This is a genomic window from Parasedimentitalea marina (assembly GCF_004006175.1).
GTDB lineage: Bacteria > Pseudomonadota > Alphaproteobacteria > Rhodobacterales > Rhodobacteraceae > Parasedimentitalea > Parasedimentitalea marina.
Window position 1 is genome coordinate 3938522 of record NZ_CP033219.1, and the last position, 24148, is coordinate 3962669.

A 24148-nucleotide genomic window follows, 5' to 3' on the forward strand; every position below is an offset into this window, starting at 1 on the left:
TTCCATCTCCTTCGTCTCACCCTAACAGATAGCCCAACACGCAAAGTAATCCTTGATCTGAAACAACTCAGACGCCGCCGCCTTAACGACGACCAAAGATTTCGATGCCGCCGCTGCGCCCGCGTAGCTCGGCGGCCGGCAGCGGGCTCCAACCTTGCGACGCGGGCGCCACCGATGCGGCCTCCAGTACCGCTGCCGAGACAATGATACCTTGCTGCTCCTGCTTGGTCAGCTGCTCCAGACGGGCCGCGATATTCACCGTGTCGCCAAACACCGTGTATTCCAGCCGCTGCGGATCACCAACCACTCCCGAAAACACCTCGCCCCAATGCAAGCCAATTCCAACCGCGACCGCATCTTCCTTTGCAGCCTGCCTGGTATCAGACCACTCCACCATGCTCTTCGCCAACCCCGAAGCACAGTCAACGGCCCTGACAGCCGCAGTGTCGCCCTCAAACAAAATCATGGCGGCATCGCCCATAAATTTATCGATCATTCCACCGCAAGCGTCCGCAGATCCCTGCACCCGACTGCGAAAATCGGTAATGAAATCGCCAACCTGCTGCGGATCACGACCCTGAGACCAGCGGGTAAAGCCGCGTATATCAATGAACAAAACCGCCATGTTCTGGCGACTGCCCCGGCGCAGTTCATCCAACCCGGTGTTCGCCAGCCGCGCCGTCAGTTGAACCGGCAGATAACGGTTCAAATTGGCCTTTTGCTGCGCTTCAGAAATCGATTGATGCACCAGGCGCCGTGTTCTCCAGGCTGCAACAACCAGCACAATACCGCCCAGGGCAATCATGGTGATACGGACGATATTGGGCGGGCCAGATAGCAGGTTCTGCGCCCGCTCTACAATAAAGGGCGTCACCTCCTCAGGTTGCCACAGTGACAGCGCCGCCAGACCGACTGCGATAAACGTAACGCAATAGGCCTGCAAATAAGGATTAAACCGCAGCACAGTGAAGCCCAGAATGACCGGCACCAGCCATGTCGGTGGCAGGATAAACGTCAGCTCTCCGGGCAAGCCGGAGTTCAACAAACTGACCCAGGTGTTTGCCAGCATGAACAAACAGTCCACCGTAACCAGCAGCCAGACCATCCAGCTGCGAATACGCCCTGTCCGCGCCATCCAAAAGGCGCCCAGCCCGACCAGAAGATACGAGACCATGGTCATCACCGCGAAAACCCACTGACGCCGCAGATAGTGTTCCGGCTCAATCTCGCTACCTGCAACGGCAAGGTAGAACATTCCCAAGAGGCCAAGGGAGACCGCAACCCGTAACAGCGATACAACCTGCTCTGCTTCGACTTCTGCTTTCTTCAGCAGTGCGTTATCTGGTGCAAGTATACTCATGTTCTATAAGGCCTCAGTGACACAATGATTTTGCGGTACTTAGGAATGGTTCTTCAATAATTCAAAAAATTACTCGTCCCCAGTCAGATCCGTCACTTGCCGCGCATCGCTTTCTACCTGCGCCGGAGACGCCAATTCCGATCCACTCGCAACCACTCCCATGGCCTCAAACTTACGGGCCGAAGGCAGCACCCGCGCCTCCAGGGATCCCACCGCCTTGTTGTAGCTGCTGACAGACGAGGACAGTGCCCGACCAACCGAGGCCAGATTGCTGGAAAACGTCACCAGACGTTTGTACAACTCCTTGGCTGTGTCCTGCACTTCTAGTGCATTCGTGGCCATCTTTTCCTGCTGCCAGCCATAGGCAATGGATTTCACCAGCGCCATCAACGTGGTCGGCGTGGCGATCAAAACTTTGTTCTCAAACGCATATTCGATCAGCCCGGGGTCCACTTCAGCCGCTGCCGACACAAAGGTCTCACCGGGGATGAACATCACCACAAAATCCGGCGTTTCACCCAGTGCCGTTTGATAGGCCTTAGAGGAAAGCTGTTTCACATGGGTTCGCACATGGCGGGCATGACGCGACAAATGCTCTTGCTGTTGCTCAGGCGTTTCAGCCTCCAGTGCATCCAGATATCCATCCAGCGGAGTTTTGGCATCCACCACGATGCTTTTGCCACCGGGAATGCGCACAATCGCATCGGGGCGACGCAAACCGTCATCAGTCCCGAGGCTCTTTTCCAGATCATAATCCACATGTTCGGCCATGCCTGCCATGTCGAACACTTGCCGCAATTGCATTTCGCCCCAACGGCCGCGTGTCTTGGGCGCTCGCAACGCCTGCACTAGCTTACGGGTCTCGCCACCCAGTGCCGCCTGCCCGTCGGTCAGGGCTTTCACCTGCTCGCGGATGGCGCCGTAGGCCTCGGTCCGGGCCTGCTCAATCTCTTTTATGCGTTCGCCAAACTGACCCAGCTTTTCGTCCAACGGCTTTACCAAGCCTTCGATTGCAGCATGGCGTTTTGCCAGATCTGCATCGGCCGTTTGGGAATGGGTTTTGAACCGCTCGCTGACCAGCGACAGGAAGTTTTCGGAATTTTGTTTGAGAACGCCGGATGCCATTGTTGAAAACTCGTGCTTCAGCTTCTGGTTCATCTTGTCCAGCTCTTCAAGGCGCACATCATGTTCACTTTTCAGCGCCCGCACTTCGGCCTCGGCCTGATGCCGCGCCGCCACCTCGCCATCGCGCAACTGTCGCAGTGCAGCAAGCTCTCCACTCAACTCCGGCACCCGGGCGACTTCGCTCTGCATCGAGGCACAGGCCTGGCGCAGCTCTATATTCTCGCTCCGCAGGTCTTCGACCACAGCGGCCTGTCTGCCCGCCACACGCCAAAGAACTGCAAACAATGCGGCTGCCACGGCAAACACCAGTGCGGCGACGGGCCACAGGTTCGGATCTACTTGCACAGATGTGCTCCCTGTAATGGGCTTGAACGCTTATGTGCGCCCAAACAGCCGTTCAATATCGGCCAGTTTCAATTCAACATAGGTAGGACGGCCATGATTGCACTGGCCGGAATGCGGCGTCGCCTCCATCTCGCGCAACAGGGCGTTCATCTCTTCACCGCGCATCCGGCGCCCGGACCGGATCGAGCCATGACAGGCTACCCGGCTCAGGATTGCCTCGACCTTGGCCTGCACCAACTGGCTGCTGCCCTGATCGTCCAGCTCGTCCAGAATATCCTTGATCATCGCCTCGGCGTTGACCTCACCCAGAATGGCCGGCGTTTCGCGTACCGCAACAGCGCCACCGCCAAAGGGTTCAATCCCCAGCCCAAACTTAGCCAATTCATCCGCCACCTCCAACAGCTTGGCGCTGTCGTTATCGCTCAGCTCGACAATCTCGGGGATCAGCAGGGCCTGCGCGGCCACACCGTTTTCGGCCATCTGGTGTTTCAGCTTTTCGTAGACCAGCCGCTCATGCGCGGCATGCTGATCGACGATTACCATACCGTCAGCGGTTTGCGCGACGATATAGTTTTCATGCACCTGCCCGCGTGCCGCACCCAGCGGCAGATGCTCGGCCCCGGGCACGCTGTCCTCACCCGCAGGTGACATGGGCCCCGGGGCATCGATCAGCTGGCCACTGTAACTCTCGGATAATTCCGCAAAGCCCATACTGGGCGGCATCTCAGCGGGACGTTGAGCGGCATAGGACGCCCCGCGAGCACCCATTGACGGGCGGTCCATCTGATAGATCCGTGGCGCCATACCCGGTGTGGCAACGGGTTCCGGCATCATCGCGCCTAAGGTTGCACCGCCGACGGTGGTTGACGCCCTATGACCCGCCTCGGCCAATGCATGGCGCAGGGCGGACACGATCAGCCCGCGGGCAATGCCGGGATCACGAAACCGCACCTCGGATTTGGCCGGGTGGACGTTGACGTCCACCAGTTCCGGGTCGCAATCGATGAACAGCGCCGCCGCCGGGTGACGGTCGCGGCTCAGGAAATCAAAATAAGCGCCACGCAGCGCGCCCTGCAGCATCTTATCCTTCACTGGCCGGGTGTTGACGAACAGGAACTGCGCCACTGCCGCGCCACGAGAATAGGTTGGCAGCGCCGCATAACCATACAGCCGGATGCCGTCGCGGGTGGCGTCGATTTTCAGCGCGTTTTCGGCGAACTCGCGCCCCAGAACCGAGGCCAGCCGACCGTGTAATGCATCAAACAGATCGCCACTCAGCGGGTCAGCGCGGAACGTCACCCGCCCCTGTCCGCCGCCCGAGACATCGCGCAGGGTGAACCCGATCGAGGGTTCCGCCATCGCCAGCCGCTTCACCACATCCGAAATCGCCTGCGATTCTGCCCGGTCGGTACGCATGAATTTCAACCGCGCGGGCGTGGCATAAAACAGATCGGACAGCTCCACCACGGTGCCAGATCGCAATGCGGCAGGGCGCACAGGCTCCATCTTGCCGCCCGCCACCTTGATCATCGCCGCATCATGGCCCTCGGCACGGCTGGTAATACTCAGCCGTCCTACCGCTCCCAAACTGGGCAGGGCCTCGCCACGAAAGCCAAAGGTGTGGATGTTCAGCAGGTCCGAACCATCGATTTTTGAGGTCGCATGGCGCGACAGGGCCAGCGGCAGATCCTCGGGCGACATGCCGCAACCGTCATCAGTAATACGGATCAGGGTTTTTCCGCCGTCGGCTATTTCGATGCCAATACGGGTGGCGCCTGCGTCGATAGCGTTTTCAACCAGTTCCTTAACCGCCGAGGCAGGTCGTTCCACCACCTCACCGGCTGCAATCCGGTTGATGGCGGCATCATCCAACTGACGGATGACTGGGCGAGCGCTGTCGCTGATCTGGGGGTCTGGCGTATCCATACCGCTAAATTTAGCAGAGCCGCGAGATTCTACCAGCCATTTAGAGAGGCTCCTGAGTACAGGTTATGCACTCAGGAGCCTATTCGTTTGTTAAACGCCGACCGGTGCGCCGCTGCGGTTCCGGCAGGGACCGAACCGGGCTGAAACCGCCAGTATCAATCCTGAAACGGTGGCTATCATACCCGCCGCGCTGACCGCGTCCTGCGCGCCCAGCCACAGAGGGCCGTAGCCTGCCAGCACATAACCGAATACAGCGGAGAGCACCGCAAAGCCAACGCTCCAGGCAACCTGGCCCTCCAGGTGGTTTGACATCATGCGCGCAGCGGCGGGGGGGCAGATGAACATGGCAATCACAATGATCGATCCCACCGCATCAAAGGCCGCCACCGCCGCCACTGCTGCGGTGATCACCAGTGCCAACCCCAGCAGGTTGGTGCGTATCCCCAATGTGCGGGCAAAGCCTTCGTCAAAAGTCGAGATCTTCAGCACCCGCCAGAATACCGCAATAAACAGCACCACCGCCAGCAATGTCAGCGCCATGCGCGGCAGTTCAACCGGCAGATGGGCCAGCGCCTGCGGATCCAAAAGCGAGGACCAGCCGGTGGCGTCCAGCCAGATCAGACTTTCCAGATTACCATACAGCGCGTGTTCCACATCCAGATGCACTGACGATGTATCGGTTTGTTCCAGCAGCAGCACGCCGCCAGCAAACATGGTGGTAAACACCACCCCCATTGCAGCGCCGGGTTCGATCCGACCCAGACGGCGGATCGCCTCGATCAGCACCACCGCAACGACCGCTGCGCCAGCGGCACCCAGCATCATTGGCGCGGCAGAAATAGCGCCGGTCAGCAGGAACGCCACCACGATGCCCGGCAGCACCACATGGCTGATGGCATCGCCGATCAGTGCCTGTTTGCGCAGCAACAGGAAATTCCCCGGCAGAGCGCAGGCCACAGCAGCAAAGATACCAATCAGTAGCGGGGTCAGCGACAGGGGGACGAACTCTTCACCGCTCATGCCAGAACCTCCTTGGGGCCGCCAATATGGCGATCAATTTCGGTAATTTGATCTTGGGTCAACACAGATTCGATCTGACGCAACCCGTCATACAAGGCCGCTGCGGCCTCGTGTGCCTGATCGCTGCGCACCACCGCCCAGCGCCGTTCATCCCGCAGCGCCTTGGCCGCGCGAGCCTTGCCTTTGTCGGTGGCGACGCCATCGGCGCGCACCAGACCACCATTGCGCAGCAGGCGCAGGGTCAGCTTTTCATAAATCGGTTGCCCCTGTGCCAGCGCCAGCAGGCCCTGACGCAGGTGCACCCGGCGCTGAAATCTAAAGTGACGTAATACCGCCGCCAGCACGCCCCTATTGGGGGCGAACAGCAGTGAGAACAGGAACAAGGCAAAGCTCATCAATACGATGATCGGTCCCGTGGGCAGGTTTGGGGCCGAAGCCGACATCGCTGCGCCGATATAGGCCGACAAACCACCTGCCAGTCCGGCCAATAGCACGACGTAATCAGAACGTTCGGTCCAGAACCGCGCCGTCACAGCGGGGATGATCAGCAAGGCCACGATCAGGATCAACCCAACGATTTTCAGGCCCACCACGGTGACAGCCATCACCAGCCCCATCATCGCCATGTCAATCTTGCTGACTGGCAACCCACGGGCGGCGGCATATTCGGGATCAAAGGCCACCAGCGTCATTGGCCGTCGGATCAGCAGGATCAGCAGCAGCGTCACCGCGCCGCCAACCGCGATCACCATCGCATCGGCCCAGAGCATCCCGGCGGTTGACCCCAACAGGAACCCTTCGAGCCCGGCCTGCCGGCCGACACCCAGCGTCTGGATTACCGTCAGCAACACAATGCCAAAACCAAAGAACACCGACAAAACCGAGCCAATCGCCGCGTCCTCGGCCAGACGGGTGTTGCGGGTCAGCCAGTTCAGGCACCACAGCCCGGCACTGGCTGAAACAGCCGAGCCAAGCAGCAGCCCCACCAGGTTACGGCCATCACCGCCGAAGCTGGCCATAAGGATGAAGGCCAAACAGACCCCCGGCAGGGTGGCATGCGAGATGGCATCACTGACCAGCGCCCGCTTGCGCAGAAACAGAAAGGTCCCGGTGACCCCTGCGGACACCCCCAGTAAGGTCGCACCAATTGCCACCAGCGTGGCGTTATAGCCAAGCTGCAACAGCAGAGCATCAATCAACATGTTGGTTATCCCAGTGCCAGTGCAAGCTGATCCACCTGCGCCGTCGCCAGGCGTCCGCCATAGGCGGCTTGCAGGGTTTCGGCGGTAAAGGCTTCGGCCACTGTGCCCTCTGCCACTTTGTTGGTGTTGATCAGGAACACATTGTCGAAATAATCCGTCACAGTGGCCAAATCGTGATGCACCACGACAACGGTTTTACCCGCTTCACGCAGGGCTTTTAGAACACTGATAATGGCCTTCTCGGTTGCTGCATCTACCCCGGCAAAGGGTTCGTCCAGCAGATACAGGTCAGCGCCTTGAGCAAGGGCCCGCGCCAAGAATACGCGTTGTTGCTGGCCGCCGGACAGCTGGCCAATCTGACGGGTGGCAAAGTCGCCCATACCAACCCGTTCCAGACAGTCCATCGCCGCCGCCTTGTGATGGCCACGCAAACGACCCAGCAGGCCCAGCTCACGGTAGAGACCCATTAGCACCACATCGATCACCCGCGTCGGGAAATCCCAGTCTACACTGGCCCGTTGCGGCACATAAGCAATGCGCGCACGCTGCGCATCCAGTGGTTTACCAAACACCTGAATCTGTCCAGATACCGGCGGTACAATACCCAGCGCGGCCTTGAGCATGGTGGATTTGCCGGCCCCGTTAGGACCGATAATCGCCGTCATCTTGCCCGGCTCAACAGTCATATCGACCGAGAAAACGGCGGGCTTTTGCCCATAAGACACAGTTAAACCGCGGATCGCCAGCGGGCTGTCATCTAGCCCATGGTCTTGTTGAACCTGTCCGTTGCTGCTTGCCAAATCTAACATCCTCAGGACCCTGCCGACAGTTTTCCAGCCATACCACGCTCCGGCACCTGTGCGCCCAGCGCCCCACCGATGGTCGTAATATTGTGGTCCAGCATTCCGATGTAGGTGCCTTCATAGGTGCCATCGGCGCCCATGGCATCCGAGAACAACTCGCCACCGACCCGGACCTCGTGGCCCTGCGCCGCCGCGCCTTCGATCAGGGCCCGCATCGAGCGGTCCGAGACCGAACTTTCGACAAAGACCGCATCAATCTGACGCTCAACCAACATGTTCACCAGCTCTCCGATCCGGTTCAGGCCCGCTTCGGACTGGGTTGAAATACCCTGGATACCCAGAACCTCGAACCCATAGGACTGACCAAAATAGCCAAAGGCGTCATGGGCTGTAACCAGAACCTTGTTGCGATCCGGTACGGTCGCCAGCACGTTTGCGCCATATGCAACCAACTGATCCAAATCCGCGAGATGCGTTTCGGCATTGGCCGCAAAGATGTCAGCCGCCTCTGGGCGCGCATCGGTCAGTGCCTTTTGCACTTCGACAACAACCAGCTTCCACAACACCGGCGTCATCCAGACGTGTGGGTCATATTTGTCGGCATAGGTATCATGGCCGCGCAGCAGATCCTTAGGCAGCCCTTCGGCCACTGCAACCACCTGACGCTTGCGCTCGAGATCGTGAAAGAAGTCACCCATCTGCGCCTCTAGGTACAGACCGTGCCACAAAACCAGATCGGCGCGTGTCATCGCAACGATGTCTGACCGGGTTTGACGATAGGCATGTGGGTCAACCCCCGGCCCCATCAATCCACGTACCTCTACCAAATCGCCACCGATCTGGCGTGCAGCATCCGCAATCATTCCTGTGGTGGCGACAATCTTCAGCGGCGCTTCGGCACGGGTTTGCGATGCCATTATTGGCAGAGACATCACAATTATTAGCCCCATCAGGGCAATCTGGCGAATCCACATGGAGGAGTCCTTTTTGACATCATTTTGGCTGAATATGAGAACCATTCGCAACTAAGTCAACGCAAATGCGACTTATTCGCAAAAAAGAGCTTATTTTTGTCCAAATAGTCAAATTTTCTGTGCGGAATGCGCCCCAGTTGCTTGCGTAAGAGGTCGCAGTCATGCCACCGTCACCTCTAAGCTTTCGAGGACGCATGATGGACAGCCAAACAGCAGAACGAACCGCGCAGTTGCCGCAGGTGACCGAACCGCGCAATCCCGGCATGGCACTGGATCTGGACTGGGTCGCTAACGTGCAGGCCAATACTTCGGCTATTGAGCGCCGCGCCGCCAGCCTGCCCGGTCGACGCAGCGTCAAAAAGGATTATCAGGCCGCTTGGTTGCTAAAGGCGATCACCCTGATCGATCTGACCACCCTGTCCGGCGACGACACTGCGGGCCGGGTGCGGCGTCTGTGCTCCAAGGCACGCCAACCCGTGCGGACAGAATTGCTCGACGCGCTTGGCGTTGATGGCATCACCACCGGTGCGGTCTGCGTCTATCACGACATGATCGCCCCTGCGGTGCAGGCCCTGCAGGGGTCTGACATTCCTGTCGCCGCCGTCTCAACCGGGTTTCCCGCTGGCCTGTCGCCGTTTCACCTGCGGCTGGCCGAGATTGAGGAAAGTGTCAAAGCAGGTGCCAAAGAGATCGACATCGTCATCTCCCGTCGCCATGTTCTGACCCAGAACTGGCAAGCGCTCTATGACGAAATGAAAGCCTTTCGCGCGGCCTGTGGCGATGCTCACGTCAAGGCCATCCTCGCCACGGGCGAGCTGGGCACCCTGCGCAATGTCGCCCGGGCCTCGCTGATCTGCATGATGGCCGGGGCTGACTTCATCAAGACCTCGACCGGCAAGGAAAGCGTCAACGCAACCCTGCCCGTGTCATTGGTGATGATCCGCGCTATCCGCGACTATTACGATCGTACTGGCTATCGGGTCGGCTACAAACCGGCTGGCGGCATTTCCAAGGCCAAGGATTCGCTGGTCTACCTGTCGCTGATCAAAGAGGAGCTGGGGGATCGCTGGTTGATGCCAGACCTGTTCCGCTTTGGTGCCAGCTCGCTGCTGGGCGATATCGAACGCCAGCTGGAACACCACGTCACCGGCGCCTACTCGGCCGGCTACCGCCACGCGATGGGCTAAGGGATCAGAACAATGACAATCAAAGAGATTTTTGAGACCATGGACTATGGCCCAGCCCCAGAAAGTGCAGCCGATGCGCTCGCTTGGCTAGTTGATCAAGGCGACCGCTTTGGTCACTTCATTGATGGCGCCTTTACCGCGCCCGCTGACGGGTTCGACAGCCGCAATCCGGCCACTGGCGAAGTACTGGCGACATTATCACAGGCCAGCCAGGCCGATGTTGATACTGCCGTCACCGCAGCCCGCAAGGCTCAGCCAAAATGGGAAGCGCTGGGCGGTCCGGGTCGCGCAAAATACCTCTATGCGCTGGCCCGCTTGCTGCAAAAGCACTCGCGCCTGTTTGCGGTGCTGGAAAGCCTGGATAACGGCAAGCCTATCCGCGAGGCACGCGACATCGATATCCCGCTGGCGCAACGGCATTTCTATTATCACGCTGGCATGGCGCAACTGATGGACACTGAATTGCCCGATGTTCAGGCACTGGGCGTTTGCGGTCAAATCATCCCATGGAACTTCCCGCTGCTGATGCTGTCGTGGAAAATCGCGCCCGCTTTGGCGATGGGCAATACCGTGGTTTTGAAACCAGCCGAATACACGTCGCTGACTGCGCTGCTGTTTGCCGATATCTGCCAGCAGGCAGGTCTGCCCAAGGGCGTGATCAACATTGTCACCGGTGACGGCGCCGTAGGCGAGATGATCGTCGCCGCCGAAGTCGACAAGATCGCCTTTACCGGTTCCACCTCAGTAGGGCGCCGCATCCGCGAGGCCACTGCCGGGTCTGGTAAAGGGCTCACACTCGAGCTGGGCGGCAAGTCCCCTTACATCGTCTTCGACGACGCCGATATAGACTCGGCGATCGAAGGATTAGTGGATGCGATCTGGTTCAACCAAGGCCAGGTTTGCTGCGCCGGTTCGCGCCTTCTGGTCCAAGAAGGCATCGCCGAAGCCTTCCACGCCAAACTGCGCGCCCGGATGGACAAACTGCGCATCGGCAACCCGCTGGACAAGTGCATTGACGTGGGCGCCATTGTCGACCCGGTGCAGCTGGACACAATCAGCGCATTGGTTGCCGCCAATACCGCAGGCGATATGTATCAACCGCAGATCCAAATGCCCGAAGGCGGCTGCTTCTATCCACCAACCCTGATCGAAGGGCTAACCACCTCTAACACCCTGATGCAGGAAGAGATTTTTGGCCCGGTGCTGGTTTCCTCTACTTTCCGCACCCCGGGCGAAGCGGTCGAGATCGCCAATAACACCCGCTACGGCCTCGCCGCCACACTCTGGAGCGAAAACATCAATCTGGCGCTGGATATCGCACCAAAACTGGTGGCTGGCGTGGTCTGGATCAATGGTACCAATATGTTCGACGCCGCTGCGGGTTTCGGCGGCGTGCGCGAAAGCGGCTTTGGTCGTGAAGGCGGCTGGGAAGGGCTCGGCGCCTATACCAAACCCAAGGGCAAGACCAAACCGCTGGCTCTGGTCAATCCGTTCAAGGGCGATGGCGCCCCCGCAGACCCACTGGACCGCACGGCCAAAATGTATGTCGGCGGCAAACAGGCCCGCCCTGACAGCGGTTACTCCCAAGCCATCTACGGCAAATCCGGCGCCTTGCTGGGTCATGTTGGCATCGCCAACCGCAAGGATGTCCGCAACGCAGTCGAGGCTGCAGCCGGCGCTAAATCCTGGGCCAAAACCACGGGTCATCTGCGGGCCCAAATTCTCTATTACATCGGCGAAAACCTCTCGGCTCGCGCGACTGAATTCGCGCAACGCATTGATGCCATGACTGGCGGGAAAGGTGGCAAAGCTGAAGTCGAGACCTCGATCCAGCGCCTATTCACTGCCGCCGCCTGGGCCGATAAATACGATGGTCAGGTGCACAACGTCCCTATGCGCGGCGTTGCACTGGCAATGAAGGAACCCACCGGGATAATTGGCGCATTATGTGCAGACGACTCGCCACTGCTCGGACTCGTCTCTGTGATGGCGCCCGCCATTGCCATGGGCAACCGGGTGATCCTTGCCGCCTCGCATCCCTTCCCCCTGGCCGCCACTGATTTCTACCAAGTGCTGGACACGTCGGACCTGCCTGCAGGTGTGGTCAACATCCTGACCGGCAATCACACCGAAGTGGCCAAACCGCTGGCCGCGCATCTGAACGTGGACGCAATGTGGAGCTTTTCCTCCAGCAACGTCTCCACGACCATAGAGGCCGCCTCAGCAGGCAATCTGAAACGCACCTGGATCAACAACGGCCAATCTTTGGACTGGTCCCAAGACCATTCCAAACGGTTCCTTCAGGCCGCCACCGAAGTCAAAAACATCTGGGTCCCCTACGGCGAGTAGATACTCGCAAGGGGGATCTTCTTCATCTGGCCAAAAATATCCCGGGGGTGTGGGGGCTGGCCCCCACGGCTGGCCCTTAAAAGTCGATGGCGATGCCTTTTTTCTCCCAGTCACCATAACGCACCGGGTCCAACCCATCCCGTCCACCCAGCTCATTCGGCGGCGGTGCATCATTCTCTGCAGCTTTGCGCCGCGCCGCCGCCTCACTCAGGGCGCGGATGGCCGCTGGTGGCAGGTCAGGCGTTTCAGGTACAGTTTGATCACTCATCGCGGGTTCCTTTATGCTGAACCCATGATATACGCCCCTGTCCCGTGGGAACAACCCGCATGGCCCACCTGCTTTAGGAGCTGAAAATGTCCAAACCCGCCACCCAATCGGCAACTCAGGCGCGCCGTAGCGCAATCTACTTGCTGGATCAGGTGCTGGGCGAAGGACGCTTGCTGCCCGAAGTGCTCGCCTCAGGGGCATTGGACAAACTCCCACCCGAAGACAGGGCAAGGGCACAACGGCTGGCGACACAAACCCTGCGTGGGCTGGAACGCGCCGACCGGTTGCTGAAAAAGCACCTGCGTAAAAAGACCCCGCTGATGGTGCATAATGCGCTGCGGTTGGGCACGGTTGAGCTGTGCCAGGGCGCCGCGGCCCATGGGGTGGTGAATTCCATGGTCGACATCGTCTCCAAACACAAACGCCACAGCAAACTAAAAGGTCTGGTTAACGCCGTTTTGCGCAAGATGGCGGACGAAGGTCCCGCAGGATGGGCGGAACTGCGGGTGCCTCGGCTGCCCAAATGGCTGCGCAGCCCACTGGCCGAGGCTTGGGGCAACGAGGCAATGGCCGCGATGGACCACGCCCATTTCAACGGCGCGCCGCTGGATATTAGTGCCAAACCCGGCGTCGACATGTCCGATTTGATCCACTTAGATGGCGAAGCCCTGCCAACCGGTTCGATCAGACTGGCATCCGCAGGGCAGGTCTCGGCGCTGCCCGGATATGATGACGGCACATGGTGGGTTCAGGACGCAGCGGCGGCGCTGCCTGCGCAACTGCTGAACGTGCAACCCGGCGAATCTGTGCTAGACCTCTGCGCAGCTCCCGGCGGTAAAACCATGCAAATGGCTGCTGCGGGGGCAAAGGTCACGGCAGTTGATATTTCTAAGGGACGGATGGCACGGGTACAGGAAAACCTGAACCGTACCGGCCTTGTCGCCTCATTGATTGTTGGCGACGCGCTGGAACAGCAAGGCCAATACGATGCTGTCCTGCTGGACGCACCCTGCTCGGCCACCGGCACCATTCGCCGTCACCCGGATCTGCCCTACGCCAAGGACGGCAGTGAATTCGGCCCTTTGATCGAGTTGCAGGCGCAGATGCTGGCCCATGCCTGGACCCTGGTGAAACCCGGTGGGAGATTGCTGTTTTGCACCTGCTCGCTGCTGCCAGACGAGGGTGAATGCCAGATTGAAGAGGCGCTGGACATGTTCCCTGACATGACAGTGGATCGCAGCGCGCTGGACCGACCCGGCATCGACCCCACCTGGATCACCGAGGAAGGCGGGTTGCGGCTGCGGCCCGATTACTGGGCGGATCGCGGTGGCATGGACGGATTCTATATGGCTTGCTTGCGCAAATCCGCCTAAGTCTCGTCTGAGTTTCATCTGCCTCGTATTCACCGGTGACTTGCGCCACTGCCCGCGTTATGCTGCCGCAAAACGCCAGCAGAGCGTATGAGGCAGAGAGCATGTCCAGACACGATAGATCGGCGAGCCGAAGCACCCGCTTCATGAACCGTCTGTATGCCCGCTTAGCGCGCAGACAGGCGGCGGCAACGGGATTTGTCTCGCAACCTGAACCGCGCACCATCGGCAGCTTTGCCCGTGGGCGGCAGCTGGTGGCTGGCAATCTGCTGTTTGCCGGCTATCTGGTTGAATCGCCGACCACCGGATTATGGGAGGTCGAGGCCCCCGACGTGGCCTTTGATGCCGAACGAAACGGCTTTGCCTGGCTGGATGATCTTGCCTCGGTTGGCGATTTGCCTGCGCGCGAAAAAGCACAAAAATGGCTCTGGGGCTGGATTAAGGCGCATGGAAAGGGCCGCGGCGTTGGCTGGTCTCCGGACCTGACGGGCCGCCGTGTCATCCGCTGGATCAACCACGCGCTGTTTCTGCTGCGCGGCCAGGACAAAGAGGCCAGCGAGGCCTTTTACCGTTCGCTGTCGCAACAAACCTGGTATTTATCGCACCGCTGGCACGGGGCCTCGCCCGGATTACCCCGGTTTGAGGCTCTCACTGGGTTGATCTACGCCGGACTGGCACTGGAAGGTCGCGAAGAGTTGGCGGATCCGGCGATCAAGGCCCTAGCTCTGGAATGCGAACAACAGATCGACGATCTGGGTGGCCTGCCAACCCGTAACCCAGAAGAATTGCTGGAAGTATTCACCTTGCTGACCTGGGCGGCAGCGGCCCTGCACGAAGCGGGTCGCACCGTACCGCACGCCCATACCGCAGCCATCGAACGCATCGCCCCGTCACTGCGCACCCTGCGTCACAGTGATGGCGGGTTGGCCCGGTTTCACGGTGGTGGACGTGGGCTGGAGGGCTGGTTGGATCACGCCCTGGCTGCCAGCCATATGGCTGGCAGCCACGCCGACGGATTGGCGATGGGCTATGCCCGCCTCTCGGCTGGGCGCAGTTCTGTCATTGTGGACGCCAGTGCGCCGCCACTTGGCGCGGCGTCGAACAACGGCCATGCCTCGACCCTGGCCTTTGAGCTGACATCCGGGCGACGACCCTTTATCGTCAACTGCGGATCCGGCGAGGCCTTTGGCGTTGAGTGGCGCCGCGCAGGACGCGCGACACCGTCCCATTCCACGCTTTGTATCGAGGGCCATTCCAGTGCCCGCCTGAAGCCGCCGCAAAAAGGCAACGGTCATGAAGCCCTGACAGAACCGCCAGATGCCGTACCGGTCGAGATGAGCGAAATCGCAAAAGGCTTTCGCTTTCAGGGCGGGCACAACGGGTTTGACCGCCATTTCGGCCTCACCCATGCGCGCACCCTGGAGCTATCGTTTGACGGTCGGACCCTATCGGGAGAAGACATGTTATTGGCTCTGGAAGATACCTCTAAGCGAAGATTCGACAGGGCGATGGACGCTTTATCACTCGGGGGGGTCGGTTTTGACATCCGGTTGCATTTGCACCCCGAGGTGGACGCAGCCCTTGACTTAGGCGGCACAGCAGTATCCATGGCGCTTAGAAGCGGTGAAATCTGGGTTTTCCGCCACGATGGAGGCTGCGAGCTAAAGCTGGAACCAAGCGTTTACCTGGAAAAGAACCGCCTGAAACCACGCGCGACAAAACAGATCATTCTCTCTGGGCGGGCAATGGAGTATGCGACCCGCGTGCGGTGGACGCTAAGCAAAGCCCAAGAGACTGCGATTGCCGTGCGCGACCTTACTCGGGATGACCCCGATATCTTTGACTGAGTCTGCAAAGGACTGCCCTGTTATGACTGATCTTCATCCCGTACGCCGTGCGCTGCTTTCCGTATCCGACAAGACCGGCCTGATCGAGCTGGGCCAAGCTCTGTCCGAGCGCGGTGTCGAGCTGCTTTCAACCGGTGGCTCTGCCAAGGCACTGCGCGACGCGGGTCTGACGGTCAAAGACGTGTCCGACGTTACCGGCTTTCCCGAGATGATGGATGGTCGCGTCAAAACCCTGCACCCCGGTGTTCACGGCGGGCTGCTGGCCCTGCGCGACAACGACGCGCATATTGCGGCGATGAAAGAGCACGGCATTGTCGAAATCGACCTGCTGGTGGTGAATCTTTACCCGTTCGAGGCGACCGTGGCCAAGGGTGCAGATTATGACACCTGCATCGAAAACATCGACATCGGTGGTCCGGCCATGATCCGCGCCGCTGCCAAGAACCACGGCTTTGTCAACGTGGTTGTGGATGTCGAAGACTATGCAAACCTGCTGGGTGAGCTGGACCAGAACGACGGCGCGACCAGCTCTCGGTTCCGCAAAGAGCTGTCGCAAAAGGCCTATGCCCGCACTGCCGCCTATGATTCCGCCGTGTCCAACTGGATGGCCAATGCACTGGAATTGGCTGCCCCCAAGCGCCGTGCCTTTGCAGGTGAACTGAAGCAGACCCTGCGGTATGGTGAAAACAGCCACCAGACAGCCGCCTTTTACACTGACGGATCAAACCGTCCGGGTGTTGCCACTGCAACGCAGCTGCAGGGCAAAGAGCTGTCGTATAACAACATCAATGACACCGACGCCGCCTATGAGCTGGTCGCCGAGTTCGACCCGGCTGAAACAGCAGCCGTTGCCATCGTCAAACACGCCAACCCTTGCGGTGTGGCCCGTGGCGCTACCCTGTCCGAAGCCTACCAAAAGGCGTTTGACTGCGATCGCACCTCAGCCTTTGGCGGTATTGTAGCGCTGAACCAACCGCTGGATGCAGAGACCGCCACTCAGATCGTCGAGATCTTTACCGAGGTGGTGATTGCTCCGGGTGCATCGGACGCGGCCAAGGCGATCTTTGCCGCCAAGAAAAACCTGCGCCTGTTGCTGACCGATAGCCTGCCGAATCCTCGTGCGCCTATTGTGGCTTACAAACAGGTGTCCGGTGGTCTGCTGGTTCAGGATAAAGACGTCGGCTCTGTCGCCATGGACGACCTGAAAGTTGTCACCAAAGTGGCCCCGACCGACGAACAGATGCAGGATCTGCTGTTTGCATGGAAGGTCGCCAAGCACGTCAAATCCAATGCCATCGTCTATGTCAAAGGCAGCGCAACCGTCGGTGTTGGCGCGGGTCAGATGAGCCGGTTGGACAGTGCCAATGTTGCCGCCTCCAAGGCGCAGCGGATGGCCGACGTGCTAGAGTTGGACGTCAGCCCTGCCAAGGGATCGGCAGTGGCATCGGATGCGTTTTTCCCATTCGCTGACGGTCTGCTGGAAGCCGCAGCAGCCGGGGCCAGCTGCGTCATCCAGCCCGGTGGCTCGATGCGCGACAACGAAGTGATCGCCGCTGCGGATGAGGCTGGCCTGGCCATGGTCTTTACCAGCATGCGCCACTTCCGCCACTAAAATAGGATTGCGCAGGGGTATGGGAATGCGTTGGATGTTTTGGGCCGCTTTGGCGTCTCTGGTTCTGGATCAGGCCAGCAAGTATCTGGTTGTTCACTGGATGCAGCTATGGCGGGTCCGCAGCATCGACGTATTTCCACCCCTGCTCAACTTTCGCTATGGTGAAAATACTGGAATTAATTTTGGCCTGTTCGGCGATGGATCTGACATCATGCGCTGGATCCTGATCGGCGTGTCATTGGTCATCTGTGTCGCCGTTGCGATTTGGATTCGGGGCTGGCACCCCTCGCGCTGGATGCAGCTTTCTGCAGGTCTGGTCATCGGCGGAGCCTTGGGCAATGTGGTTGACCGATTGCTGTACGGCTACGTTCTGGACTTTCTCAACATGTCCTGTTGCGGCATTCGCAATCCGTTTTCGTTCAACGTTGCCGATATCTTTATTTTTGCGGGCGCCGCTGGCCTGATCTTCTTTGAGAACCGGGATAAAAAGGCCGCGTGACCTTGGTGTTAAAATGCTGTAAAAGCGCGTCAAACAGGCAGGAGTACGGGGCCATGCGGATCCCACTGGGAGTAATTGTTCTGACCACAGCGGTCGCGGTCGCGGGCTGCGGTTCAAAAGGCCTGCGCGAATTGCAGCAGCCCAGCACCGGACCAGACGAATTTCTGGTGATGCCAGCCGACCCGCTGACACCGCCTGAAAACTACACATCCCTGCCCACTCCGACGCCGGGCGGCACCAACCTGACCGACCAAAACCCACAAGCCGAGGCCATTGTGGCCCTTGGCGGCAACGCATCATCATTGAATGCAGGCGGAAACATCCCGTCCAGTGACGGTGCCCTGGTCACAGCCTCCAGCCGTTATGGTGTCGACCCCAACGTGCGGGCCACTTTGGCAGCCGAGGACGCAGCATTTCGCAAACGCGAACACCGTACCGCGCAGTTCAAATTATTTGCGGTCGACCGCTACGAAGAAGCCTATAAAAAAGAGGCTCTCAACCCATTTGAAGTCAGTCAATTATATCGCAATTCCGGATATATCACGCCGTCGGCGCCTCCCGGAGAATAGCGCTCACGTTTTCGACAGACTGGCCGCTACAGGTCTTGACCGCGGCCTGCTGATCTCTGAAGTATCAGACAGGCCCGTCGTGGACCCCGACGCATGTTTTACGCGCATCCGGGTTACCTGTCGGCCGGTGTAAATCTAAGGAGGATTCCGCATGATCAAACGGATTGCATGGGCGAGTGCGATACTCTCGGTCAGTTGGGCGACCGCTACAATCGCGGGTGAAGAACTGGTTTCCAGCTTTACACTGGACAACGGCATGCAGGTCGTTGTTGTCGAAGACCACCGCGCCCCAGTGGTGCAGCACATGGTCTGGTACCGGGCTGGATCAGCAGATGAGCCAAAAGGCCAGTCCGGGGTGGCGCATTATCTGGAACATCTGTTGTTCAAAGCCACGGACACGCTGGAATCCGGCGAATTGTCATCAACGGTGGCGGCCAATGGCGGCAAGGACAACGCCTTTACCAGTCACGATTATACCGCCTACTACCAGCGCATTGCCTCGGACCGGCTAGAGCTGATGATGCGGATGGAAAGCGACCGTATGGTCAACATCCGCCTGACCGAACGCGATATTGTCACCGAACGCGAGGTGATCCTGGAAGAGCGCAACCAGCGCACCGACAACAATCCCCGCGCCCTGTTCCGCGAACAATCCAACGCCGTGCAATACCACAATCACCGCTACGGGGTGCCAATCATCGGCTGGCGCCACGAGATGGAGACGCTCGACATGGAGGACGCGCTGTCTTTTTACGGCACCTATTATGCCCCCAACAACGCGATCCTTGTTGTCTCGGGCGATGTTGACCCGGACGAGGTGAAATCCCTGGCCGAGCAATACTATGGCGTCATTCCCGCCAATCCGGACCTGCCCCAGCGGCTGCGCACAGAAGAACCTCCGCAAACCGCAGCCCGGCGGCTGACCTATAAAGACGCCCGCGTGGCACAGCCCTATGTGCAGCGGTCCTATCTTGCCCCCGAACGTGACAGTGGCTCGCAAGAGCAGGCCGCAGCCCTGTTTCTTCTGGCAGAGCTGCTGGGCGGTGGCACCACGTCCTATCTGGCCAATGCCTTGCAGTTCGACCAACAGACCGCCGTCTACACTGGTGCCTTTTATTCCGGCATGTCACTGGACGACACCACCTTTTCGTTCCTGGTTGTTCCCAGCGAAGGTGTCTCGCTGCAAGAGGCCGAAGACGCGCTGGACCAGACCTATGCGGCCTTTCTGGAAGACGGCGTGGACACCGAACAGCTGGACCGGATCAAATTGCAGTTGCGCGCTTCGGAAATCTACGCCCGTGACAATGTCGATGGCATTGCCAACCGTTATGGCCGGGCGCTGACCTCCGGCCTGACCGTCGAGGACGTGCAGGCCTGGCCCGACATTTTGCAGGCCGTCACCGCAGAACAAATCATCGCAACCGCCAAACAGGTGATCCAGCCCGAGGTTTCAGTCACCGGCTGGTTAATGCGGGACGAGGAGATCACCCAATGATGGGCTTCAAACACATCGTGGCAGCAATGTTCACTTGTCTTTTCGCACTGCCAGCCCTGGCCGAGGTAAAAATCAAAGAGGTCACCTCGCCCGGTGGCATCACCGCCTGGCTGGTCGAGGATCACTCGATCCCCTTTACCGCGCTAGAGCTGCGGTTTCGGGGTGGTACATCACTGGACGCCCCCGGCAAACGGGGTGCCATCTACCTGATGGCCGGCCTCCTCGAAGAAGGTGCCGGCGATTTGATGGCGCAGGACTACGCCAAAGCGCTCGAGGCACTGGCGGCGTCGTTCTCCTATGACACCGGCAAAGACACCACTTCGATCTCGGCGCGTTTCTTAAGCGAGAACCGCGATGACGCCATCGCGCTGCTTCGCGATACCATCCATCAGCCCCGGTTTGACCAGGTCGCGGTTGATCGGGTGCGGGGGCAAGTTCTGTCCGGGCTGCGCTCGGATGCCAAAGACCCCAATGATATCGCCGGTCGCGCCTTTGCGGCCATGACCTATGGCGATCACCCCTATGGCACTGATGGCAAGGGTACCATCGACAGCGTAACGGCCCTCACTCGGCAGGACATTGTCAACGCCCACAGATCGGTGTTTGCCCGCGATCAGCTTTATGTTGGTGCGGTTGGTGACATCAACGCTGAACAACTGGGGGCTTTGCTGGATACCTTGTTGGGCGACCTGCCTGACACGGGCGCGCCCATCCCCGGCCCAGCCACAGTCACCATCCCCGGTGGCGTTACGGTGATTGACTTTGATACTCCACAGTCCGTGGCGCTGTTCGGCCAAATCGGCATTGACCGCGACGACCCACGTTTCTTTGCCGCCTATGTGATGAACCAGATCCTTGGCGGTGGCTCGTTTGAAAGCCGCCTGATGACCGAGGTCCGCGAAAAGCGCGGGCTGACTTATGGGGTCTATTCCTACCTGGTGCCACGTGACCTGGCAGCAATCTACATGGGCTCCGTCGCCTCGGCCAACGACAAAATGGCGCAAGCCGTTCAGGTGATCCGCGATGAATGGAACCGCATGGCAACCGAAGGCGTGACCGAGAAAGAACTACAAGATGCCAAGACTTACCTGACCGGCGCCTACCCGCTGCGGTTTGACGGCAACGGCCCGATTGCCTCAATCATGGTGGGGATGCAGGTGCAGGGTCTGCCCATCGACTACATCGCCACCCGCAACGACAAGGTGAATGCTGTCACACTCGAAGACGTCAACACCCTGGCGGCTGAACTGATGGATCCAGACGGGTTACACTTCACAGTGGTTGGCCGTCCCCTGGGACTGGAAAGCTCTCCGGAATAAGCAATGCGGCGGCAGCGAAAAGCGACCGCCGCGTCTTCATCTGGCTAAAAATATCCCCGCCGGAGGCAGCGGCCCCTTTGGGCCGCTCTTTCTCCCTGGCTACAGACCCAGAACATCCATCATGTCATACTGGCCAGGATCTTTACCCTGCCCCCACAGCGCCGCCTTCAATGCGCCACGGGCAAAGATAGCGCGATCGGTGGCCATGTGGCGCAACACGATGCGCTCTCCGGCGGCAGCGAACAACACGTCATGCTCACCCACAATATCGCCACCGCGAATCGCTGAGAACCCAATGTCGCCCCGTTTGCGCGCGCCTGTGATCCCGTCACGACCGCTGTCTGAAACATCCGCCAGGGTCACACCCCGTCCCTCGGCGGCGGCTTCACCCAGCATCAGGGCCGTCCCAGATGGCGCATCGACCTTGTGGTGGTGATGGGCCTCGATGACTTCGATGTCGAAATCTTCGTCCAGCGCGGCAGCCACCTTTTTGGTCAGCTGCACCAGCAGGTTGACGCCCAGGCTCATATTGCCAGCCCGCACAATCACCGCATGGCGCGCCGCAGGTTCCAGACGGGCGATCTGTGCCTCGGACATGCCAGTGGTGCCGATCACATGCACCGCCCGCGCCTGCGCCGCCAGCGCGGCAAACTCCAGCGTCGCCTCGGGCGCGGTGAAATCAATCACCGCCTGCGCCTTGGAAAACGCCTCAAGCGCGTCATCGGTGACGGTAACGCCAATCGCCGCGCCGCCCATGGCCGCGCCTATGTCCTGCCCAACCCAATCGTGGCCCGCGCGTTCAACCACACCGACCAGCCGCGCCTTGTCACTGTCCAGCACCGTGCGGATCAGCATCTGCCCCATCCGTCCCGATGCCCCGGTAATCACGATCCCTGGCTTATCCGTCATCTGCCCAACCTCTTTTTCACAAGCTGGTTTTTTCCTAACCGCAATGGCACCGCTTGGCAAAGGCTCGGTTTCGGCATAGATCGGATCTATGGCTAAGAACAAATTCAATGATGGTGCTCCTTCTCAACGACAACTGCGTGTTGGCGAACTCATCCGACGTGCATTGTCGGAAGTGTTGGCGCGTGGTGACGTACATGATGCCGAGCTGAACCGTCTCTCTATCACCGTCGGCGAGGTTCGCACCTCTCCCGATCTTCGTATCGCCACCTGCTACGTGCTGCCCCTGGGCGGCAAGGGCAAAGAGGACGTGCTAAAACTGCTCGCTAAAAACATGGGAGAGCTGCGGCGTCTGGTGTCCAAAAAAACCGCGCTGAAACATTCGCCCGAGTTCCGGTTCCGTCTGGACGAGACCTTTGACCGGATGGATGAAACAGAACGGCTGCTGAATCAGGACGTGGTACGCCGCGACATCGACGGGTGATAAGGGCGCTGCTGGTATTACTGGCAGCGCTAAGTGCTGCCCCCGTTGCAGCGCTGGACTGCAGTGACATCACCTATGACGGCAACCGCTATACTATATGTGAGGTTGACGCTGCCAGGGAACAACTGAGGCTGTTCCTGCGCGATGATCGGGGCAAGGTCTACGGCCAGTTTTCAGCTATCGAAGCAGCACTGGCACAAGACGGCGAAAAACTCGCCTTTGCTACCAATGCCGGCATGTACCACGCCGACCGCTCGCCGGTGGGACTGTATATCGAAGACCAGCAACAGCAGATGCGGCTGATCCCCAATGCCGGCCCCGGTAACTTTGGATTGTTGCCCAACGGCGTGTTTTGCATGCGAAAGGGCCGCGCCGATGTCTATGAAAGCCTGACATTTCGTGATTCGGGCGTCAACTGCGCCCACGCCACCCAATCCGGCCCGATGCTGGTGATCGACGGCGCGCTGCATCCCCGGTTTCTGGTCGACTCAAATTCCTATTACATTCGCAACGGCGTCGGCACCTCAGCCGACGGCAAACGCGTTGTCTTTGCGATCTCCCGCAACGCTGTCACCTTTCACCAGTTTGGCCGCCTGTTCCGCGACCACCTAGATCTGCCCAGCGCGCTGTATTTCGACGGCAATATTTCCCGCCTGCACGCGCCATCCGTGGGGCGCAGCGACAATGGGTTCATGATGGGGCCGGTAGTGGGTGTGGTTGAAGAACACCTAGCAGCAGACTGAACGCCCCCCCCAAAAAAAGGGGCTAACTAACCGAAAGCGCTCTACAAACCTGAGCTATTTCAACATCTTCATTCTTCAGCGCAACACCATCGAAATTTCGATTGACCATCCCAGCCGCCATACACGAGAGGAACCTGTTTCTGTTCCTATTAGTTTCCGGGAGGACAACATCGTGTGTTTCGAGGCGTTCTATGAGATTATCGTACAATATGAACAAAACATCGGAATCCAAAGATTCACCAAAAATTCTTTGTGGGATAAAATAGAGATAAGAACTCTCCATCGGCACAACTTGTTGGAACGTAGACACCAATACCGCGGGAACAAACTCTATATCCTCGGCGTTGCGCGCAAAGATAACAATGACGTCAGCTTGGCGTCCTAGCGCCCACTGCCCTGAACGGTCGAACCTTCCTACCGCTTCATCATGTTTTAGCAGATAATCATAAAACTTGGGCGGTGCCCCATGTACGTTAAGTTTTAGCCCATCGCTTGCCTTTGCTTCAGTAGCGAAAAACAAGACTCCCGGCACTAACAATACAGTAACCGAAAATCGCAACACGTAATAAAAAAGCTCAGTGATTTTCAAAATCATTCTCCAACTAAATGTTGCGTAGCAATACCTTACCTCAATTCGCCGCTACAGTGCACTAGGCATATCAGCTTTACCACATCGAATAACCCATGTGCGCTGCCACCCGCACAACAAAACCAGTCTGATTTCCCAAATTGACAGCCCTCCCCC

21 protein-coding genes are annotated in these 24148 nt (G+C 59.2%); 11 read left to right on the forward strand and 10 right to left on the reverse strand.

Annotation, left to right across the window (positions count from 1 at the left end):
* Positions 1 to 82: 82 nt before the first annotated feature.
* The 7 genes from EBB79_RS18945 to EBB79_RS18975 form a co-directional block, all read right to left on the reverse strand.
* Entirely contained in the window at positions 83 to 1360 is a 1278-nt protein-coding gene (locus EBB79_RS18945) for an adenylate/guanylate cyclase domain-containing protein (RefSeq protein WP_127750381.1), read from the reverse strand.
* A 69-nt stretch (positions 1361 to 1429) separates the two neighbouring features.
* Complete coding sequence (locus EBB79_RS18950; protein ID WP_238704951.1) at positions 1430 to 2830, reverse strand: DNA recombination protein RmuC; 1401 nt, start codon at positions 2828 to 2830, stop codon at positions 1430 to 1432.
* A 30-nt stretch (positions 2831 to 2860) separates the two neighbouring features.
* Positions 2861 to 4756, reverse strand: coding sequence for a DNA mismatch repair endonuclease MutL (gene mutL, locus EBB79_RS18955; protein ID WP_127750382.1), 1896 nt, complete (start codon positions 4754 to 4756; stop codon positions 2861 to 2863).
* 90 nt (positions 4757 to 4846) lie between these two features.
* Complete coding sequence (locus EBB79_RS18960; RefSeq protein ID WP_127750383.1) at positions 4847 to 5776, reverse strand: metal ABC transporter permease; 930 nt, start codon at positions 5774 to 5776, stop codon at positions 4847 to 4849.
* Complete coding sequence (locus tag EBB79_RS18965; protein WP_127750384.1) at positions 5773 to 6978, reverse strand: metal ABC transporter permease; 1206 nt, start codon at positions 6976 to 6978, stop codon at positions 5773 to 5775. Before EBB79_RS18965 ends, EBB79_RS18960 begins: the two co-directional genes overlap by 4 nt.
* Positions 6979 to 6983: 5 nt before the next feature.
* Entirely contained in the window at positions 6984 to 7787 is an 804-nt protein-coding gene (locus tag EBB79_RS18970) for a metal ABC transporter ATP-binding protein (RefSeq protein ID WP_127750385.1), read from the reverse strand.
* 2 nt (positions 7788 to 7789) lie between these two features.
* The gene (locus tag EBB79_RS18975) at positions 7790 to 8755 is read right to left on the reverse strand and encodes a metal ABC transporter solute-binding protein, Zn/Mn family (RefSeq protein ID WP_127750386.1); all 966 of its coding nucleotides are present in this window, start codon (positions 8753 to 8755) and stop codon (positions 7790 to 7792) included.
* A 197-nt stretch (positions 8756 to 8952) separates the two neighbouring features.
* On the opposite strand from EBB79_RS18975, the gene deoC reads away from it, so the two are divergent.
* Positions 8953 to 9942 (forward strand): deoxyribose-phosphate aldolase, encoded by a 990-nt coding sequence (gene deoC, locus EBB79_RS18980; protein ID WP_127751064.1) that lies wholly within the window; start codon positions 8953 to 8955, stop codon positions 9940 to 9942.
* A 12-nt stretch (positions 9943 to 9954) separates the two neighbouring features.
* Positions 9955 to 12291: an aldehyde dehydrogenase family protein gene (locus tag EBB79_RS18985; protein ID WP_127750387.1), complete on the forward strand. Its 2337-nt coding sequence runs from the start codon at positions 9955 to 9957 to the stop codon at positions 12289 to 12291.
* 76 nt (positions 12292 to 12367) lie between these two features.
* Here EBB79_RS18985 and EBB79_RS18990 read toward each other — a convergent pair whose 3' ends face one another.
* Positions 12368 to 12559, reverse strand: coding sequence for a DUF1674 domain-containing protein (locus EBB79_RS18990; protein ID WP_127750388.1), 192 nt, complete (start codon positions 12557 to 12559; stop codon positions 12368 to 12370).
* 86 nt (positions 12560 to 12645) lie between these two features.
* On the opposite strand from EBB79_RS18990, the gene EBB79_RS18995 reads away from it, so the two are divergent.
* The 7 genes from EBB79_RS18995 to EBB79_RS19025 all read left to right on the forward strand — a co-directional run bounded on the left by EBB79_RS18995 (position 12646) and on the right by EBB79_RS19025 (position 21270).
* Complete coding sequence (locus tag EBB79_RS18995) at positions 12646 to 13932, forward strand: RsmB/NOP family class I SAM-dependent RNA methyltransferase (RefSeq protein ID WP_127750389.1); 1287 nt, start codon at positions 12646 to 12648, stop codon at positions 13930 to 13932.
* Positions 13933 to 14033: 101 nt separating this feature from the next.
* Entirely contained in the window at positions 14034 to 15776 is a 1743-nt protein-coding gene (locus EBB79_RS19000; RefSeq protein WP_127750390.1) for a heparinase II/III family protein, read from the forward strand.
* A gap of 22 nt (positions 15777 to 15798) precedes the next feature.
* Positions 15799 to 17388 (forward strand): bifunctional phosphoribosylaminoimidazolecarboxamide formyltransferase/IMP cyclohydrolase, encoded by a 1590-nt coding sequence (purH, locus tag EBB79_RS19005; protein WP_127750391.1) that lies wholly within the window; start codon positions 15799 to 15801, stop codon positions 17386 to 17388.
* A 19-nt stretch (positions 17389 to 17407) separates the two neighbouring features.
* Positions 17408 to 17887, forward strand: a complete 480-nt coding sequence (lspA, locus tag EBB79_RS19010) for a signal peptidase II (RefSeq protein WP_127750392.1) — start codon at positions 17408 to 17410, stop codon at positions 17885 to 17887.
* A gap of 53 nt (positions 17888 to 17940) precedes the next feature.
* Positions 17941 to 18456, forward strand: a complete 516-nt coding sequence (locus EBB79_RS19015; RefSeq protein WP_127750393.1) for a DUF3035 domain-containing protein — start codon at positions 17941 to 17943, stop codon at positions 18454 to 18456.
* Positions 18457 to 18607: 151 nt separating this feature from the next.
* The gene (locus tag EBB79_RS19020) at positions 18608 to 19951 is read left to right on the forward strand and encodes a M16 family metallopeptidase (protein WP_127750394.1); all 1344 of its coding nucleotides are present in this window, start codon (positions 18608 to 18610) and stop codon (positions 19949 to 19951) included.
* The gene (locus EBB79_RS19025) at positions 19948 to 21270 is read left to right on the forward strand and encodes a M16 family metallopeptidase (protein WP_127750395.1); all 1323 of its coding nucleotides are present in this window, start codon (positions 19948 to 19950) and stop codon (positions 21268 to 21270) included. The genes EBB79_RS19020 and EBB79_RS19025 overlap by 4 nt, the downstream gene beginning before the upstream one ends.
* 99 nt (positions 21271 to 21369) lie before the next feature.
* Here EBB79_RS19025 and dapB read toward each other — a convergent pair whose 3' ends face one another.
* A complete protein-coding gene (gene dapB, locus EBB79_RS19030) occupies positions 21370 to 22179 on the reverse strand; it encodes a 4-hydroxy-tetrahydrodipicolinate reductase (protein WP_127751065.1) in 810 nt (269 codons plus the stop codon).
* A gap of 88 nt (positions 22180 to 22267) precedes the next feature.
* Here dapB and rbfA point away from each other — a divergent pair, with 88 nt between their 5' ends.
* On the forward strand, positions 22268 to 22660 hold the full coding sequence (rbfA, locus tag EBB79_RS19035; RefSeq protein ID WP_127750396.1) for a 30S ribosome-binding factor RbfA: 393 nt from the start codon (positions 22268 to 22270) through the stop codon (positions 22658 to 22660).
* Positions 22657 to 23403, forward strand: coding sequence for a phosphodiester glycosidase family protein (locus tag EBB79_RS19040; RefSeq protein ID WP_127750397.1), 747 nt, complete (start codon positions 22657 to 22659; stop codon positions 23401 to 23403). Before rbfA ends, EBB79_RS19040 begins: the two co-directional genes overlap by 4 nt.
* 22 nt (positions 23404 to 23425) lie before the next feature.
* On the opposite strand, the gene EBB79_RS19045 is transcribed toward EBB79_RS19040, so the two are convergent.
* Positions 23426 to 23992, reverse strand: coding sequence for a hypothetical protein (locus EBB79_RS19045; protein ID WP_127750398.1), 567 nt, complete (start codon positions 23990 to 23992; stop codon positions 23426 to 23428).
* Between the last annotated feature and the right edge of the window lie 156 nt (positions 23993 to 24148).